At 47.6% G+C, this 17,640-nt stretch carries 13 protein-coding genes and 1 pseudogene; 10 read left to right on the top strand and 4 right to left on the bottom strand.

The window, feature by feature from the left end:
- Nucleotides 1-18: 18 nt before the first annotated feature.
- Complete coding sequence (locus ACTG2G_RS04605; RefSeq protein ID WP_182954698.1) at nucleotides 19-936, bottom strand: WYL domain-containing protein; 918 nt, start codon at nucleotides 934-936, stop codon at nucleotides 19-21.
- A 131-nt stretch (nucleotides 937-1,067) separates the two neighbouring features.
- A pseudogene (locus ACTG2G_RS04600) lies at nucleotides 1,068-1,496 on the bottom strand (transposase); the annotation flags it as partial.
- A gap of 130 nt (nucleotides 1,497-1,626) precedes the next feature.
- Between ACTG2G_RS04600 and ACTG2G_RS04595 the strand changes: the two are divergent.
- The 7 genes from ACTG2G_RS04595 (at nucleotide 1,627) to ACTG2G_RS04565 (ending at nucleotide 10,749) form a co-directional block, all read left to right on the top strand.
- Nucleotides 1,627-2,538 (top strand): dynamin family protein, encoded by a 912-nt coding sequence (locus ACTG2G_RS04595; protein ID WP_128816700.1) that lies wholly within the window; start codon nucleotides 1,627-1,629, stop codon nucleotides 2,536-2,538.
- Nucleotides 2,539-2,587: 49 nt separating this feature from the next.
- Nucleotides 2,588-4,876: a dynamin family protein gene (locus ACTG2G_RS04590; RefSeq protein WP_151286349.1), complete on the top strand. Its 2,289-nt coding sequence runs from the start codon at nucleotides 2,588-2,590 to the stop codon at nucleotides 4,874-4,876.
- A gap of 51 nt (nucleotides 4,877-4,927) precedes the next feature.
- Nucleotides 4,928-5,884: a hypothetical protein gene (locus ACTG2G_RS04585; protein ID WP_128816701.1), complete on the top strand. Its 957-nt coding sequence runs from the start codon at nucleotides 4,928-4,930 to the stop codon at nucleotides 5,882-5,884.
- 11 nt (nucleotides 5,885-5,895) lie between these two features.
- Nucleotides 5,896-9,129: an ATP-binding protein gene (locus tag ACTG2G_RS04580; protein ID WP_439985220.1), complete on the top strand. Its 3,234-nt coding sequence runs from the start codon at nucleotides 5,896-5,898 to the stop codon at nucleotides 9,127-9,129.
- A complete protein-coding gene (locus ACTG2G_RS04575) occupies nucleotides 9,126-9,797 on the top strand; it encodes an HNH endonuclease (protein ID WP_439985219.1) in 672 nt (223 codons plus the stop codon). Before ACTG2G_RS04580 ends, ACTG2G_RS04575 begins: the two co-directional genes overlap by 4 nt.
- Nucleotides 9,798-9,814: 17 nt before the next feature.
- The gene (locus tag ACTG2G_RS04570; protein ID WP_128816704.1) at nucleotides 9,815-10,216 is read left to right on the top strand and encodes an SMI1/KNR4 family protein; all 402 of its coding nucleotides are present in this window, start codon (nucleotides 9,815-9,817) and stop codon (nucleotides 10,214-10,216) included.
- Nucleotides 10,217-10,521: 305 nt separating this feature from the next.
- Nucleotides 10,522-10,749 carry a hypothetical protein gene (locus ACTG2G_RS04565; RefSeq protein WP_439985218.1) on the top strand — a complete coding sequence of 76 codons (228 nt, stop codon included), beginning with the start codon at nucleotides 10,522-10,524 and terminating at the stop codon, nucleotides 10,747-10,749.
- A gap of 63 nt (nucleotides 10,750-10,812) precedes the next feature.
- Here the strand turns inward: ACTG2G_RS04565 and ACTG2G_RS04560 are convergent, their stop codons facing one another.
- Nucleotides 10,813-12,165 (bottom strand): tyrosine-type recombinase/integrase, encoded by a 1,353-nt coding sequence (locus ACTG2G_RS04560; protein WP_439985217.1) that lies wholly within the window; start codon nucleotides 12,163-12,165, stop codon nucleotides 10,813-10,815.
- A gap of 437 nt (nucleotides 12,166-12,602) precedes the next feature.
- On the opposite strand from ACTG2G_RS04560, the gene istA reads away from it, so the two are divergent.
- Both istA and istB read left to right on the top strand, forming a co-directional pair.
- Nucleotides 12,603-14,144 carry an IS21 family transposase gene (gene istA / locus ACTG2G_RS04555; RefSeq protein WP_059296349.1) on the top strand — a complete coding sequence of 514 codons (1,542 nt, stop codon included), beginning with the start codon at nucleotides 12,603-12,605 and terminating at the stop codon, nucleotides 14,142-14,144.
- A 14-nt stretch (nucleotides 14,145-14,158) separates the two neighbouring features.
- Nucleotides 14,159-14,914 (top strand): IS21-like element ISAs29 family helper ATPase IstB, encoded by a 756-nt coding sequence (istB, locus tag ACTG2G_RS04550; RefSeq protein ID WP_059296348.1) that lies wholly within the window; start codon nucleotides 14,159-14,161, stop codon nucleotides 14,912-14,914.
- Between the two features lie 405 nt (nucleotides 14,915-15,319).
- On the opposite strand, the gene ACTG2G_RS04545 is transcribed toward istB, so the two are convergent.
- Nucleotides 15,320-16,014, bottom strand: a protein-coding gene (locus tag ACTG2G_RS04545; protein WP_270657729.1) for an IS1 family transposase whose coding sequence is annotated in 2 segments (ribosomal slippage) — nucleotides 15,320-15,768 and nucleotides 15,768-16,014 — 696 coding nt in all. Because the reading frame shifts where the segments join, the coding sequence is not laid out codon by codon here.
- Between the two features lie 187 nt (nucleotides 16,015-16,201).
- Between ACTG2G_RS04545 and ACTG2G_RS04540 the strand changes: the two genes are divergently transcribed.
- Nucleotides 16,202-17,143, top strand: coding sequence for a VapE domain-containing protein (locus ACTG2G_RS04540; protein ID WP_439985216.1), 942 nt, complete (start codon nucleotides 16,202-16,204; stop codon nucleotides 17,141-17,143).
- Nucleotides 17,144-17,640: the final 497 nt, after the last annotated feature.

Below are 17,640 nucleotides of genomic sequence, written 5' to 3'. Positions count from 1 at the left end.
TGGGACATCATAAAGCCCTTAACTCTCGCGTAAATCCGGGCTTCGGAGCTTGAAGATGCAGCCCTTGGCTACCAACTCGTCCCGGTTTGCCAGCACCAGCGGGTAGAGCAGCGGATGCTGTTCATGATCGCCGTTATAGCTCACTTGCATGCGCTCCAGCGCGTAATGCATCAAAGGGATGCGCTGGTTGAGCAGCAGCTTGCCATCTGGCATGGCATAGTCACTGGCAATGATGGCCTGTTGTCCTGCGCTGAGGGTTGGATTGGGTATGACTACCGCAGTGACTTGAGTGTTCCACTCAAGATCCTGATCTCGGCCGTGAGGAGAGGTATCAAGTAGCTCAGGTTCCCCACGAAACCGGCTCATCACAAAATCCAGATATACCCCTTTCTTCTCGCAGTAAGCGCGCACGTGCCAGCGGATCCCGTCATAGACCAGGGTATGGGGCACGATATTGCGGCCGCTTTGCTCCTCTGAGCTGAGGGATACGTAATCGACATCGACCCGCAACTGACCGCGAGCCGCTTGCACCAGACCCCGCACAATCTTGGGGTCGATATGGCGGTTGGGTACATCCAAGATCTCGATATGGCCGTAGCGCAAATCCATCAGCGGCAGGGTCAACAGCCCCGCTTCATGTTGGCGTTGGTGCTGTTTTTCACGATGTAACAGCATCAGGTACTCATCTACTTTTCCTTCACTAAAGCGCGGCATAAACTGCTCGGTCGGTTTGTATCCCTTCAGGCTTCGGTCATAGATCAACCCTTCTGGTGAGTAGTGGGTCAGGTAGTGATTGATATCCCGGGATGCTTGCTGGCGGCCGATATTGAAGGCGGTTGTCAGGTGATTGGTGGTCAGCCGTCCTTCCCATTGCAACACGATCTCTAGGAGGCGAAAGCGCAGGGTCTGATCCCAAGTGAGATCTCTGGGGGTCATATGTGCTCCAAAATGCGACATGTGTATGTAACCAGTATCGGCATGAGTATACAGGCGACATATACTGAGTTAATCATAGTGTGGCGAAAGGGATTGTGCTGTCTGTACCACTTATATCGGTGCCTTAACTTCATCATGATGCTGGTGTCAGAAAGCCACTGGTTGATGGTATTGAAGGGCTGACGTACCAATTGGCGCAGCTCCAGCAGATGGCGGAAGTTCATGATGGTGGCGCGATCGGGGATAGCTTGGTCTAGGGAAAGTTTGGCAAACAGATACATCGAGGCGCTCTTGTAGAGCGCATCCTCCATGAAGGCCGTCGCTGAAGCTGTACTACTGCTGCATTCATACAGTGAAAGCGCAGCATGGTAACGAGTATAGGGAAAACGCACGTTACCTGCCTTGTGATAGACAGGCTTGATGGCCTCCTGCATCATCTCTCATGGGAGCCACATATCCATACGAGCCAGAAATAAATCCTTGCGGGTTTTACGACGTTTTCCATTGGACTCGCCATCCGCAAAGTGAACAGGTGATTCATGCTGAACCTTATCCCTGATACCAAGTGAGACTCATGACCTCACAAAGAGGCATCGTTTGATGCCCACCTAAAGGTCCTGTACTTGATATAAGACAAAATCTAACATCTTGGTCCGATTAAACAAGCAACACAACTGAAAGCGTAGTGTTATGAACAAAAGAACAAAATTTATACTCATTGCTGCCTCTATGAGTGCCGGGAAGTCTTCACTAATTAATGCACTTATCGGTAAAGAGCTTCTGCCTGCCGGCAACGAAGCAACGACTGCCAAAGTCGCACGCATAACTGTAGGCTCGAAAACAAAGCCGAATGCAGTGGCCTATTCCCACTTGGGGGCCGTTGTTGCAACAAGCAACACCATTTGCTCTGAACAAATTCGGGCATGGAACTTATCAGACGACATAGCCGCTTTTGATGTCGTCATTCCTCATTCGGGAAGCAAACAACATTCAATGGTGGCGGGTTACACCTTAGTCGACACTCCCGGAGCTAACAACAGCAGAGACGACCGACATAAAGAGCAGTTTGTCAATGCGGTAAAAGCTTACCCGAAAAGTCCGATTCTTTACGTGCTAAATGCAACACAACTCGGCACCAATGATGACGCGGAGATCATTCGCACCATTCGAGAAATTAACCCAAAACAACGCATCATCTTTGCATTGAATAAAGTAGACGCTTTGGATGAGGAGAAGGGCGAAGACGCTAAGCATTACGTGTCCTTAGCACGCACATATTTAGCAGGTCTTGGTTATTCCAATGCCAATATTATACCGCTTATGGCGCAATCTGCGTTGATAGCTAAGAAATCGCTCAATCACCTTGACCTAGGGCGCGCAGAGCGTAATATCCTACGCACTGAATTAGAACGTTTTAGAGAACACCCTTTTCACTTCAACAGTGCTGCAATTGTTCCACAATTACTGAAAAAAAATGTCAGGAAAAGGCTAACGAAAATTTCGAAAGGAAAAATTCCTGCGATGAGCAAAGAAGAGCTGCATGCCTTCGTTGACTATACCGGCTTAAGCGCGGTGAGTGCACTCATCATGGGGGCTGCGTAAACGCTTCTTGACTAGAACAATTTATCTCATATAAAGACGAGACTTTACTATGAATCACATTGCAATAACGCATAACCCGTTTTTAGTCGAAACCGAATTTCTTATTAATGGTCATTCCCCATCTGAAAGTTCGAACATCACGGCATATGGCTCTAAGCGATTACAGCTATGGGTAGAACAGATTTTTGATGACCTTCAGGCACTGTTTAATGGCAGCAACGACTTCTTTATTGAATTCACAGGTGTAGAATCGGACTTCAATGACATTAAAGAAGCTGCCAACAATGCAATCCAAAAAGGCATGTATGTTGAGCTGAAGTTCAACCTTGTTGCGCCTGCTGAGGAACGCCTAGAAAAAATCAAAGCCCTCATGACACGTGTCAGCGAAGAGTCGCCAAAGTTTGCTAACTACTTAGCGAATAGCGACTTAAAAGCTAAGCAAGACTTTGAAGACGCATTGAACAATGATTTTGACGCTTATGTGGTCGCCACCATGTCTTCAGGCAAATCCACCTTTATCAACGCCATGCTGGGGCAAGACTTGCTGCCCGCAGCAAATGAAGCAACCACTGCAACCATTGCCCACATTTTTGACGACAAATCCAAAAGTGATGCTTTTTACGGCGAACGTTTCGACAGCAATGGCAATCATATTGAGTGTAATGAAGCCGTTGATTTGGCGACAATGAAGGTGTGGAACGCCAACAGTGAAACCAAAACCATCAAGTTGCACGGTAATATCCGAGCTATCAAAGAAAACAACAATGTCCGTCTCGTGCTAACCGATACCCCTGGGCCTAATAACAGTCAAGACCCTGAACACCAGCGTACAACACTGGGGTTTATCCAAGATTCAAAGCGTAATCCACTCATTATCTATGTGTTGAATGCGACACAGTTGGGCACTAACGACGATGCTCAGTTGCTAAGACTTGTTGCTGACACAATGAGCAAAGGCGGTAAGCAAAGTAAGGATCGCTTCCTGTTTGTGGTGAATAAAATGGACATGTTCGACCCCGAGCGTGGTGAGAACATTGAAGACGCGCTAAATCGCGTGAAAAGCTATCTCGAAGAGAACGGTATTCACGACCCGAATCTCTTCCCTGTATCCTCGCGCATGGCTTACCTGCTGCGTAAGCAAGGTGAATTAACTCGTGCAGAGCGTAACGACAAAACAAATATTGCCGACTTATTACTTGAAGAACCAAGTATGGAGTTTCCGAAATATATGTCGCTCAGTACCTCTGTAATGTCAACGATGCAAGAAAAAGCGCAACATGATGAAGCTTTGCAAGACAAAACCATGTGGCGTGCTCTGCTCAACAGTGGTTTACCTAGTGTTGAAGCTGTTATTGGTGAATACATTAATAAATACAGCTTTCCAATGCGACTCAACCGCGCCCATTTGGCCATGACCGCTGCTATCGAGCGTGGAATGCAAGAAGCAGAGTTAATCAAACAGCTGGAGATTGATAAGCAAACCCTTTCCATGCTTCAGTCTGAAATTCATAGCCTAAAAGCGCGTCGTGACAAGGGCTTCAATACGCAGGCCTACAAAGAGCAGCTCAAACAAGAAGGTCGTGACTTGCCGATGGATGTGCACAATGCTCTGAATGATTTAGAAATAGACATCTACACACGAATCGGGGAGTTGGGCGACCTGTTTATCGGTGATGTCAGTAGCAGAGAGGCAGAATCGAAAATCGATGTTGCGTCTAAAGACATTAAGTTTCTGTTTAATCGCAGCATAAATGAGTACGAGAAGGCATTCCTGAGCTCACAAGAAATTATTAAACAAGAATTGCATCAAGAGTATCAGAATCATGTAGCGCAACTGTTTCCTGAGAGTCGCACATTGGAGTTGCCCGTATTTCAGTCACTGAAGAAATCTATAAGCTCTTTCTCTCTCAATATTGAATTGAAGAGTGATGAAGTGCAAACTAAAAGAGTGGTGGTTGATTCATACGAAAGAAGCACTTCTACTTGGTATAAACCCTGGACTTGGGGAGATACTGAGACAGTTAAAGTGTATGGCGATAAAGAATACGTTGATCTTCAAGAACTTTGGAAAGAACGAATTATCGTAATCCGTAATCAGTTTGCTTCCTTAAAGGGCGGTGCACTTCAACGTATTAGAGAAGACAAGGATAAGCTAATTGATAACTATCTCGCCTTCTTGGAAGGCGAGTTTAGCACCAAGTTCGTAGCCATTCTCGCCGATCTAGAACAAAAAGTTGAAAGCCAAGCTCAGCGCGAAAATGCCATTGCTCAAGCAAAAACTGATATCGACGAGATTCGCGCTATCAAGCAAGAGCTGGAAGCCATCTTGCAGTTTTAACCGGTTACTGGATCACTGATAAGATCAGTGTACCATCAGAGGAGAAATACCATGACTGCATCCACGGTACTTATAGCGCCAAATTTAACAGCCGCAGAGTTTAAAACAGAAATAATAGATTTTATTAAAAGTAGGGATTTTAAAGCGGAGTTGCTCCGTCAAATATTGTCAGCACTGCCTGATGACAAACTTGTACTTTTGGAAGAATATCGAACAGATAGCACAACGGATCCAATTTGTGAAGACAGTTATAAGTGGGAGCGTGAGTCGGGGAGATATTTCTTCTCGCAACTCAGTATGGCAGAAAAAAATTTCTGTTTAAAACGACTGGAACACCTTATTCAGGTTAAAAGTCACTTAACTGAACAAGGTATCGCCGGTTTTTCACGCTCAGTCTCCAGTTCGAGAACAAGCCGCGAAGAGGCAAAAAATACAAAGGAATACACGATGAGTGCTGATTTTTCGTCTGTCGATTTAACAGGCTTCACCCCCTCCCGTTCATTAAGCAACAGCGTTAACAGTAATGACCTTTCCTCAGTTCGCATCTCATTATTTATGGAAATGAACGATAAGCGTCTATCAACAGAGACTATTAGACAAGCTATTGCATGGGTACTTTCTAAATGCCCAACCCTTTTTGTTGTTTACGAAGAAAATGCATATTCCCAGCAAATGGAACACGACAAGACAAAGTGGGACAGTCGCTACTACCATACGCAAGAGTTATATGCTACATCTAATTTCTCATTGGAACGCATTCGCCATATGATCGCAGTGCGTGAGCATGTGTTTACAATTGCACAAAATGACGCTCGCCCTGCAACATTACCAAAAACACAATCACAAAGAACGATGCAACAAGCCACACCACGTCAGCATCAACAGTTGTCTACAGGAAATACTCTACAAACCGCATCTAAATCTGAAGATAATATTTTTAATTTATTGCTATTAATTGGTGGTATCGCAGCAACTATCGCCTTAGTCATACTGGCAGTTATTGTTTAGTGGGTCTTACGATGAATCAATCTACGACTGAAAGAGAATATCTGCCTTCCGAAACCGGATTGCTTCCCGCACAACAAGAGGCGCTGACTACGCTATCGAGTGCGCATGCATTGGTTAACAAAAGCTACCTTGCTGAACTCAAACACTACGATGTGTTACCGGTGGAAAACCAACAAAGCGTGCCACTTAACCGAGGTGGCGATGTACGCATTTTCCGTGTGGAGCGTTTGGTGCAGGAAAACAAGCAATCCGTACTAGAAAGCACCACCGCGGCTTACACTGCATTGGGCGCTACCGGATACACAGTGTTCCTTTATCTAAAATCTAACGGAAAAGAGACACAGCTCTACATTGGCACACGTGGTGAGCCTGGGAAAATGCTGGGCCAAAATTCGGGAGACTTATTGCAAGAGACTTTCAAAGGACATTTCCCGGGCAGCAAGCTTTCCCCACTTAACGGCATCGATGTTGACGCCTTGTTGGACGAACTCAGTGCGGACAACACTTGCAAAACAGTCACTGCGGTCAGCAGCGTGCCTGGGCTTTCTACTGAAGACCAGACCCACTTCATGCAAGGGCTAGAGCGTTTTATCGATGCTGCAGAAAACCGCACTTATGAGGGACTGATCCTCGCCGAGCCGGTTTCTATGCAAGCATTGAATACTGTTCGAATAGGCTATGAGCAGGTCGCGACCCAGCTTTCCGCTCTGTCAAATCGACAATACAGCTACGGCATTCAGGACAGCGATGCTATCAACCTCAGCATCAGTGAAGGACTGAGCCACTCTCTGGGCGAAAGCCTCGGGCTGACCGAAACAACAGGTACCAGTGAAAGTACAACTACTTCAAGTACCCAGACTCACACCACAAGTACAAGCAAGACATCACCGAACAAAAAAGACAGAGTCATGGGAATTGGCGCCATGGCAATAGGTGCATGCTTTGGCCCAATTGGCGTGATCGCTGGTGGTCAATTTGCGAGCATGTTCCAAACAACTGACACTGTCGGCACCTCTGATTCCACCTCAACAAGCGAAAGCAATAGCCATTCGATTAACCAGTCGACAGCAACAAGTACCACAACAACAGAGACTGACACACATAGCACGACCAACACCAAAGGCCTAACGCAGACACACGGCTCAACACAGCAAGTTAGCTTTGAAACGGCAGATAAGAGCATTCTTAGTATGCTTGAGAAGGTCGACCACCACCTAAATCGTATCAACGAAGCGAAAAGCCATGGTGGCTGGCTCAGTACCGCTTACTTTGTCAGTGACAGCGCAGCCTCCAGTGAGGCACTATCCAGCATTTTCTTAGGCCTAACCCGCGGGACTCAATCGTCCATGGAAGATTTTGCTCTGACCACATGGGCTGGCAAAAAAGCCAATGCGATAACACAATGGCTGGGGCAGCTCATGCACCCTCGACTTGATCCAAGTTTTGTAGGGAATACTCACATTCCCTACCTCACTCCTGCGACCTTGGTATCGAGCAAGGAAATGGCACTGCAGCTAAGTCTTCCTCGTCGTTCTACGTCTACAGTCGTGGTTCAGGAAACCGCCGCATTTGGCCGGAAAGTGCAAATGCTGAACACTGAAGTCGCTAACACCAACTCACGAACTATATCATTGGGCCAAGTACGTCACCTGTGGACCGACTTGCCACAAACTGTAGAATTAGACCTTGACCAACTGACAAGCCACACCCTGATCACTGGCTCAACAGGTTCAGGCAAAAGCAATACGGTCTACGCGCTACTGAATCAAGCAATACGGCAAGACATTCCATTCTTGGTCATTGAGCCTGCAAAGGGCGAGTATAAGCACGTCTTTGGAAATCGCCTAGATGTGCGTGTTTTGGGCACAAACGACCGATTTACAGAACTACTGAAAATTAATCCGTTTTCTTTCCCTGAACAAACGCATGTCCTTGAACATGTGGATCGCTTGATAGAAGTGTTTAACGTCTGCTGGCCAATGTATGCCGCAATGCCTGCCATTCTCAAAGATGCAGTGCTGAGAAGTTATGAGGCCTGTGGTTGGGATTTGAGTGACTCGACGTCAACACTCGGTACATCGTTGTTCCCGACGTTTGCCGATTTGCTTATGCAGCTAGAGTCCGTCATCGCCCAATCTGCATACTCTGACGAAATGAAGAGCAACTATACAGGTGCATTAGTCACGCGTGTTCGGTCAATGGTTAACGGACTGAACGGCCAAATCTTTGCCGCTGATGAAATTAGTAATGTCGACCTGTTCGACCGCAACGTCATCATCGATTTGAGCCGAGTCGGGTCGCAAGAAACCAAATCACTTCTAATGGGATTATTGATCATTAGACTTGGTGAATACCGTGCTGAACAAATGCTCATGAACCAGCCTCTCAAACACATTACTGTGTTGGAAGAAGCCCACAATATCTTGCGAGCAAACCCATCAATGAGTGGCGCTGAAGGCAGCAGCGTTGCCGAGAAATCAGTCGAAATGCTGTCGAATGCCATCGCAGAAATGCGAACGTATGGTGAAGGATTTATCATCGCGGATCAATCACCGTCAGCGGTACATATTTCAGCTATCCGCAATACCAACACTAAAATCCTAATGCGCTTACCGGATGAAGCTGACCGTTTGTTGGCTGGTAAATCTGCAGCACTAACGGATGAGCAAGTTGACGAAATGGCCCGTTTACCTAGGGGGGTTGCGGTAGTTTATCAGAATGAATGGATCGAAGCTGTGTTATGTAAGGTTAGCCGTTGTCCTGGACAAGACAGGCTTTACCGTTATGAAAGAGCATCAACCAAAGCAATGAATGAAATGACATTTCGCTTTAATCTACTCATTCATCTTTTGAGTGGGTACAATCAAGTGCCATCAGTAGCGAATGAAGAGCAGCTGGCAGAAGAACTCTATAGAAGTAATTTACCCACTGAAATGAAAATTCGACTCAGAAATTATTTACACTCTGGCCTAACTGAAATGCAATTCAGTGACTTCGCATCTCTTTTACCACACTTATTAGATTGTAAGAACAAGCTAGATAGCGCTGTTTGCCGAGCTAATAGCATAGAGCAAATACACTCTAATATTCAAAGCCTAGTTTTCGAAAAGTTCCATGCCGCGTCTCAAGAACAGATAGTTATGTTCATTCAACCTCTACTCAGATCATTAGTTCCCAATGGAGAATTATACACCAAACTCTACTCTGAATGGATACAGTTTGCTAAAAGGAGCCTTGCAGGATGATGGATTTAATGACAATAAAAGAGATTGCAAATAAGCTGCAACCCGAACTGTCGAAAATGTTAGAGAGTATTGATGCAAAAAGCATCGATTTAAATGAGCTTGACCGCCCTATCTTAGAGCAAGTGGATGCGAAACCTGAATGCGAAGAGGGCGAGGTCAGACCTTTGACCCAAGAAGAGAAGGATTACTATAAAGAAAAGATCGGTTGCTCAGGGAGTTTACTTGAGAATGCGACTATCGATGAAAATGGAAAAATTTTCCTAAAAACAATAAATGAAAGCAAAGAGGGTCAAACAGGTGAAGATGGCGTTATATATGAACGCAAAACAGTTGAAGTTAATGGCGTAGAAATTGAAGGTGTGTTCCCGCAATTCAATAGCACCATTGATCTACAACTGCCCGAACAGTTGATCCAAGCAAGAGACTCTGCACAAGCAGAATATGCGAATGAAGTACTTAAACAAAAAATTGACAACGATCCTGAGTTTGCAAAGCAATTCAGCGATGAACAGCTAGAACAGATTGGAAATGGTGAAACTCCCGATGGCTATACTTGGCATCACAGTGAAGAATATGGTGGAATGCAGCTGATTAACACGGAAGAGCATCAAAACAACCGACATACTGGCGGTAAAGCCATTTGGGGCGGTGGAAAAGAAAATCGTTGATATAGAGGAGCTAGAAAATGAAAGAATGGCGTTATATAAAACCATTGGAGACGGAAAACCTCATTTTAGAGGTCGAGGAGAAACTTGGCTGCAAATTCACGGATTCCTATGTGGATTTTGTTAAGAAGTATAATGGTAGTCGTCCTCCTGTAAGTGTATTTACAACGAGCTCATTGCAAGAGAAAACAATTAAATCCTTTTTATCCTTCAACCCTAGTGATGTAGAAAACATCGTCAAATTGAACAAAGCTGTCGCTGGAATATCAAAGCTACTCGTTGCTTTTGCAATTGATAACTTTGGTAACTACATATGCTTCGATAGAAATAATCATATGGTCTTCTTTTTGGATTTTGAGACAGGAAAAACAGAATTTATAGACAAGACGTTTTCTGATTTCTTGCTCAAAATCGATAATTAAAACGATATGAAATTTAGGCTTGGCAAAGCTTATCTGGGCGGGGAGAAGGTATCAGTAGATCCCGCTTTGGGTCGTGACTGGCTAGAGCTGGCCGCTAATGGTGGCACAACCAAGACATTGTTCGAACTGGCGGAGTTACAGCATATGCAAGGTGAACTGGAACAGGCCAGAGCCAGTTATGCCAAGGCTGCCAAACAAGGGCACATTCTCCCGCAGTACACCTATGGTGAAATATTACGTCTGGGACAAGGTGGCACGCGTAGGCTCTCAAGTAGTATCGTCTGGCGGCCCAACAAGGCGACCGCATGGCACAATACCGGATGGGGACACTGCGTGAAGAAGGCCTCGGGGCTCCTCCTAACCGAGTACATGCTTACGCCGGGCTCTCACTAGTGGCAACAGAATGGATGACCGAAGTAGTACAAGTTCGTGACGAGCTGGAGGCTATGATGACCAAGCAAGAAGTCAAACAGGCTCAGAAACTGTCGGAACACTGGTTTGGCAAGATGCCATCAACGGCGAGGAAAAGCTAAAAAGGAGCATAGAAGGAAGCGGCCATCGGCCGCTTCCTTCTTAGGTCTGATTGGGCTGAAAACTCAGCGTTTACCGAATGCCCCTTGGATTACGTTCCCCATAACATCAGGTGATTTTTCTACTTCATGTTGGGCTATTTGATGTTTCACAATATCCCCCCACCGAAGAAATAAACTCCTCAGTTTTTCAGGGTTACGTAAAGAGCCTGCCTGATAAGTTCGCAGGAGTTTGTCACTGATTTGGTGGTTCAGCATATGCTCTATCTCTAGAGGTCCTGCACCAAGTTCAATTCCACAGCAGTTTGCAACACTGCGCCGCAGGTCGTGTACGCTAAAAGGCTCAAGTTCAGCCAGCTTACGCTTCTGTAGCCGGTCAAGGGCGCGCATAAGTGCGTCACCTGTGATGGCATGACCCAGCTTCGTCGTTGATTCGAACACATATGGACTGGTAGGGGAGGTTATCATTCGCTGCTCTGCAATGATTTCCTGAGCCAAATGCGACAAGGTCACCACATGCGGGCGCCCATTTTTGGTTTCCGGAATCGTCCAGCGATCACCATCCAAGTGTGCCCACTGCATCGATATCACTTCACCTCGACGAACCGCGCTCAATATGACGATTTTAATTGCATTGGCGACACTTCCAGAAAGAACAGAAGTCGTAGCAATGCCACGGCCACCAGCTGTTAACGCTCCGCCACCTTCAACACCCTCTTCTAATGCATGCCACAAGGCTCGTAATTCAGAGATTGGTAGCCAACGTTCTCGAGGTGGATTGGGAGTCGCATTGTAAACTTTGGGTTTGAGTGCCAACGTGGGGCTCATCTCGATAAGCTGTCGTCGCATAGCCTCTTCCATCACCTGGTTCATTATCCCCATTGCTTTACGAAGTCCTTCAAGAGAGACCTTCTGTAGCTTCTGATAATGTTGGTGGAGGACAGCCATGGTTATATCGCAAATTCGATATTTACCAAGGACCTTTTGCAAGTGTGTTTGGTAAATTCGACGATAATCAGTGACTGTTCGAAGGCTAATCTCTGATCGAACGCCATCACGACGTTTTACGCTGGCTTTGTGGCTAAGCCATTGCTCAAACAGTTCATCAAGCACGAGCATCTGTTCGTTCTTTTGTTTAGCCTCTGCAACAACCTGACGGGGATCGATGCCCTGTTTGACTTGCCCCACCGCAACACAATGTCGCTCACGAGCTTGAGCAAGTCCCATCGCAGGGTATAGTCCAAGGACCATGGTTTGTTGCTTGCCAAGTAGCCTAAATCTATACACGAAGCGTTTTTGCTTACCGGCCCGAACCTCGAGTGATAAACCGTTACCATGTTTAGAGCTGATAGCAAATCGGGTTGCGGTTGCACCTTCTTTAAGCTCTGCTACCGCGACTTGTCGATCTTGAGAAATCATCCTAAAACCTCGTTTTGGGGTACCACATGGGGTACCACATTTGGCATCGTATAGGGTTGTATGTCGTTGGACAAGAGTGAATTCGTCGCATACTTAAACAATTGAATTTAAAGTGAATGAATTTGTTTGTTGGATTTATCAAGACAGGATTAAACGTGAGTTTATTGACTTCGTAATGCGAAGGTCAGGAGTTCGATTCCCCTTATCGGCACCATATGCATATTCCGGCCGATCATGAACACCGATTCCGGTTCAACGTGAACACCATTTCCGGACCAATGTGAACGCTCATTCCGGCTCAACCTGAACACTTTGCTCCTCCTTTCCGGAAACAGTGTTCAACATCCCGGAATCACTGTTCACATTCACCGGAATCATCCTTAACGCATTGATTTAACAACCTTTGATACGCTCTCCCTTTTGCCAGGGAAGAGCCTATGTCTGCCAAGAGGATTGCAATGCGTAAAATTCGTGAAGTGCTGCGACTGCGGCTGGAAGCTGACCTCTCTGTTCGCCAGATAAGTTGCTGCACCAAGGTCAGCGTTGGCTCCATCCAGAAACTCCTCAAAAGTGCCCAGACGCTCGGCCTGACCTGGCCCTTACCTAGCCAGCTTGATGATGGCCAACTGGCGGCCCTGTTCTATCCGCAGGCCGATACCACCATCTCGGCCCGCCATGTTGTACCGGATTGGCCCTCTGTCCATCAGGAGCTCAAGCGTAAGGGGGTCTCCAAACAACTGCTCTGGGAGGAGTACACCCAGCGCTATCCCAACAGCTGTTACAGCTACTCCCAGTTCTGCGACCGTTACAAATCCTGGTGTCAGTTGCAAAAGCGCTCCATGCGCCAGATCCACAAGGCGGGGGAAAAGCTCTTTATCGACTACTGCGGGCCCACGGTGCCCATCGCCTCGCCCTCCACGGGGGAGGTCCGTCAGGCCCAGATCTTTGTCGCCGTGCTTGGTGCGTCCAACTACACCTTTGCCGAGGCTACCTGGTCACAGTCACTGCCGGACTGGTTGCAAAGCCATGTCCGTGCCTTTGAGTTTTTCGGCGGTACACCTGCACTGCTGATCCCCGACAACCTCAAAAGCGGTGTCAGCAAGGCTTGCCGATACGATCCCGAGCTCAACCCCAGCTACCAGCAGTTGGCCGAGCACTATCAGGTGGCAGTGATGCCAGCTCGCCCTTACAAGCCCAAGGATAAAGCCAAGGCTGAGGTGGGTGTGCAGATCGTCGAGCGCTGGATCCTCGCCCGCTTGCGCCACCAGACCTTTTTCTCGCTGGCCGAGCTCAACCAGTGCATCCGGGCCTTGCTGGACGAACTCAACGAGCGCCCGTTCAAGCAACTGCCCGGTAACCGGCGCGAGGCGTTTGAGCAGTTGGACCGCCCGGCGCTGGGACCACTGCCGGTGCATCCCTATCGCTATGTCGCCATCAAAACGGTCAAGGTCAACATCGACTATCACGTCAGCTATGAGCAGCACCACTACTCGGTGCCACACCAGTATGTGGGCCAGCAACTGGAGCTCCATGCTGGCGACACTTTGCTTCAGGTCTATCACCAGCAACAGCTGGTCGCGAGCCATCCGCGTAAAACCATCCCGGGGATGAGCACGATCCCGGAGCACATGCCGGAACGCCACAGCAAGCAGCAACGCTGGACGCCAGGCCGTCTCAAGCAGTGGGCTGCTGATATCGGACCGGGCACCTTGTGCTGGGTGAGCGAACGGCTGGAAGAGAAAGCCCATGTCGAGCAGGCATACCGACTCTGCCTGGGGCTACTGAGTCTTAGCCGGGAGTATCCGCCATCACGGGTCGAGGCCTGCTGTCAGTTGGCTAATCGGGAAGGACTGGTGCGACTCAAACAGCTCAAGTCGGTGCTGACCAGTGGCCGCGACCAACTGCCCGAAAGCCCGCTGAGCTACCCAGAGTTACCGCAAGAGCACGAGAACATCCGTGGCCCCCAGAGCTTCCACTAAAGAGGATACGCCCCATGACCCAACAAACCCTGACCCGCCTGAGAAACCTGAAACTGACCGGCATGGCGGATGCAGTGCAACAACAACTGGAACAGGCCAGTACCTACGAAGGGCTGCCCTTCATCGAGCGTCTAAGCCTGCTGGTCGAACACGAACAACTGAGCCGGGAGCAACGTAAACAAGCTCGGCTAGTCAAGCAGGCGCGGCTCAAACTCCAAGCCACGGTGCAAGAGGTGGACTACCAGTCTGCACGCAACCTGGAGCGGTCACAGGTTGCAAACCTGGCCCAAGGAGAGTGGCTGCGCCGAGGCCAGAACCTGCTCATTACCGGCCCCTGTGGCTGTGGAAAAACCTACCTGGCTTGTGCGCTGGGCTACCAAGCCTGTCAGCAAGGGCATAGCACTCGTTACTACCGGCTGCCGCGTCTGCTACTTGAGCTGAGCCAGGCCAAGGTAGATGGCAGTTACGCCAGACTGCTGGGTCAACTGGCCAGGATAGAGCTACTGGTCCTCGATGACTGGGGACTGGAAGCGGTGAATGCCGAGCAGCGCAACGCCCTGCTGGAGATCATGGATGATCGGTACGGGAAATACTCGACGGTAGTAGTCAGTCAGCTGCCAACTGAAGAGTGGTACGCGAGCTTGGGTGACAACACCCTGGCAGATGCGATCCTGGACCGGCTGATGCACAACGCTCACCGGCTGTCACTGAAGGGAGAATCGATGAGAAAGAGGAGAAGTGAGTTGACCCAATCTGAACAGTCGAGTTAGAAACGGGATGACGTGAGCGCGTTAAGGATCAGGGTGTTCACGTTGGCCGGAATGGCTGTTCAACTTCGCCGGAATACGCACCATATAAAACAAAGGGTTAGCTTCTCAGTGAGGCTAACCCTTTGTGCTTTTTTGCTTCATACCCCTCCCTGTACCCCTCCTTTGCAATTCATTGCATCAAGATTGGGACTGGAGAAAACCTGACAAAACTTAACTCTGAATCTCTGTTTGTTGGTCTGCATCTCATTTTCGGATGTCAGTGGGATGCAAATTATGATGATTACTAGCCTGTAACTTTGCCCGCTTTTTTCTTATATCTCTCGATCCTTTTATCCCAATCACCAGACCAGCCTTGCATGTGTGCTTGTCTGCAAAGGTCTATAGCTCTCTGGGTAATGACTCCAATCAGTTGAAATGGTGTCTTTCTATAAAGGCACCAATCACTTTCTCGTGGAGCTCAACGGAACGAGAGAAGCAGATGGTCTTGCGAGCCAATCGCTTGATGCGCATTCTGAGCGTCAGGTTGTTACGCTCGATACGCTGGGTGAATATCTTCCCGGTCAGATGCATCTCGCTCGGCACCTCTCTGGCATAGCTTCCCCAATCATCACTGGTGATAAAGCCTATCTGGAACGGAGAAAGCAGGCTCAGCAACCGACGGCATGTCTCATCGTTGCGTGGGCCAAAGGTATATGCCACGACTCGTTTTCTCTTGGTATCAAAAGCATACCAAAGCCAATGTCGATGCTGTTTGTTGCCAACATAGGCCCATTGCTCATCAAGTTCACAGATAAGTGCCACGTCATCGAGCACCACCTTTTCGGAGGTTACTTGCCTTGGGGTGAGTTTTTTAGGGTGCGTATGACTGTGTTGATGCCAATCTTGAGGACGCGAGCAGTATCACGAACACCTGAGCCGTTGAACGCCATATCAACAATCTTGTCTTTGACGCCAGGCTTGCGGGCTTCATAGGTGTAGGTGAGCTGAAACACGTGCGGACAGACGGGGCAACGATAGCGAACATGGCCGGCAGGGGTCTTCCCATGGCGATATACGTGGTCAGAGTTGCAGCGAGGGCAGTGAACGGTGATGGATGCCATGAAGCTGTCGGTCTCAAAAGAGTTCATCATATCAACTCAACCGATCGGATGCATCACCTCATCCTGCAGCGAGGGCAGTGAACGGTGATGGATGCCATGAAGCTGTCGGTCTCAAAAGAGTTCATCATATCAACTCAACCGATCGGATGCATCACCTCATCCTGTACGTAGTTGGCTGGAGGACGGGATGCCGTGGGATGGTCAATTACGAGTGGATAAGGTGATAGCCACCCTAGGTGCGGTCAACCCAGGTTATGCCGCTCAGGTAATAAATCCATGGTTGATTGGATGTGTTGCTGCATTATATGAACCCAATTGGATATCAAAATTGGTTCCGGTCCTCGCGGGTGGCCAATCATTCAAAAAATCTGCATGGATACGCCATATTGCCACTGTGGTACCTGGGTCAACACTGGATTGCTCCATCAATCCCGATGTGCCTGATGATGTGAGACGCGCAGTTTCCGCGTGGGTGGTAGAATTGGCCGAACTTGAGAGTACTACCAGGCATGAGGCTGGCAGCCTGAAAGCGTTTTTAACGAGAGATCATGACCGTTTTCGAGTGCCGTATGGGCGTAATTTCACTGTTAAGCGGCGTCAAACTAGTTTTATTGGCACGGTTAACGGCACTGGTTTCCTGAAAGATGCTACTGGGAGTTCGCGGTTTGCGGTGATCGAGTTGGCGTCACCAGCAAATATGGATGTTCTGAATGAAATTCTTGGTTGGAGTTGGGATGAGGGGCGAGTGCGTCACACCGAACCCGAGAAATTACGTCAGTTTTGGTTGGAGGTAAAGGCAAAATATGATGATGGGGGCTCTTGGTATCTGGATGAAACGACAGTCATTCAAGCTGCGTCTGTAAACGATGCTCACACTGATAAGGGGGCTTGGTACGATATTATTTGCCATCATTATCTGTCAGGGAAATATAATGATACTAAATGGGTTGTTGCGAGTGAATTGTGCAAGCTACATGGAGAGAAGGTCAATATGGCAACATCTTGTGGTAAGGCACTCAGGATGCTTGCGAGCGAGGGGAAAATAAAGAGCAAAAAAGGCCGATCTAATCAAACTCTATACTGTTTGCCAGTGATTGGAACAAATAGGATAGATAAAGTAATAAAGTAATAAAGTAATAAAGTAATAAAGCAATAAAGTAAAAAAACACCCGCCACTGAGGCGGGTGTTTTTATCAAAAGATGCGACTAATGGTTAATGTATTATATTCTGGTTAAGTGAGCATTATGATGTTGCTAACCATCCGTAAGCCACATTATTACTGATTGAGTGATAGTTATGGTTAGGTGGTTAAGTAATTTCAATGAAAATAATATTGTGAGGTATGGATGAGTATAATTCAACGTTGTCAATATACTTATCGCTTTATAGCGAACCTACTTAACCATCTAACCATTAGCGAAAATAAGCCTACGAATATGGTTCCTTAGGTTGGTTGGGTAGTATAAATAATGATTAACCAATAGCTTGACCAATTATTTTTAATTGCCGTTATTCAACGGCAAACGATCCACAGTCACACTGGAGGTATATTCAGGTTAACATGAACAGTAACTTCAAACTAGGACAGCATTTCTGACGATAAATAACTTTGCGAGAAGATTTTA

The sequence above is a fragment of the Aeromonas sp. 55A genome, assembly GCF_051919665.1.
Taxonomy (GTDB): Bacteria; Pseudomonadota; Gammaproteobacteria; order Enterobacterales; family Aeromonadaceae; genus Aeromonas; species Aeromonas veronii.
Note: the sequence above shows the minus strand (reverse complement) of the source record. Positions and strands in the feature narration are given on the sequence as shown.

Excerpts from the sequence above, each read along its gene's own strand:
- ACTG2G_RS04605 (WP_182954698.1), bottom strand. The coding sequence starts at position 936 with ATGACCCCCAGAGATCTCACTTGGGATCAGACCCTGCGCTTTCGCCTC.
- ACTG2G_RS04570 (WP_128816704.1), top strand. The coding sequence starts at position 9,815 with ATGAAAGAATGGCGTTATATAAAACCATTGGAGACGGAAAACCTCATT.
- istB (WP_059296348.1), top strand. The coding sequence starts at position 14,159 with ATGACCCAACAAACCCTGACCCGCCTGAGAAACCTGAAACTGACCGGC.
- ACTG2G_RS04565 (WP_439985218.1), top strand. The coding sequence starts at position 10,522 with ATGGCACAATACCGGATGGGGACACTGCGTGAAGAAGGCCTCGGGGCT.
- istA (WP_059296349.1), top strand. The coding sequence starts at position 12,603 with ATGTCTGCCAAGAGGATTGCAATGCGTAAAATTCGTGAAGTGCTGCGA.
- ACTG2G_RS04595 (WP_128816700.1), top strand. The coding sequence starts at position 1,627 with ATGAACAAAAGAACAAAATTTATACTCATTGCTGCCTCTATGAGTGCC.
- ACTG2G_RS04585 (WP_128816701.1), top strand. The coding sequence starts at position 4,928 with ATGACTGCATCCACGGTACTTATAGCGCCAAATTTAACAGCCGCAGAG.
- ACTG2G_RS04560 (WP_439985217.1), bottom strand. The coding sequence starts at position 12,165 with ATGATTTCTCAAGATCGACAAGTCGCGGTAGCAGAGCTTAAAGAAGGT.
- ACTG2G_RS04540 (WP_439985216.1), top strand. The coding sequence starts at position 16,202 with ATGCCGTGGGATGGTCAATTACGAGTGGATAAGGTGATAGCCACCCTA.
- ACTG2G_RS04580 (WP_439985220.1), top strand. The coding sequence starts at position 5,896 with ATGAATCAATCTACGACTGAAAGAGAATATCTGCCTTCCGAAACCGGA.
- ACTG2G_RS04590 (WP_151286349.1), top strand. The coding sequence starts at position 2,588 with ATGAATCACATTGCAATAACGCATAACCCGTTTTTAGTCGAAACCGAA.
- ACTG2G_RS04575 (WP_439985219.1), top strand. The coding sequence starts at position 9,126 with ATGATGGATTTAATGACAATAAAAGAGATTGCAAATAAGCTGCAACCC.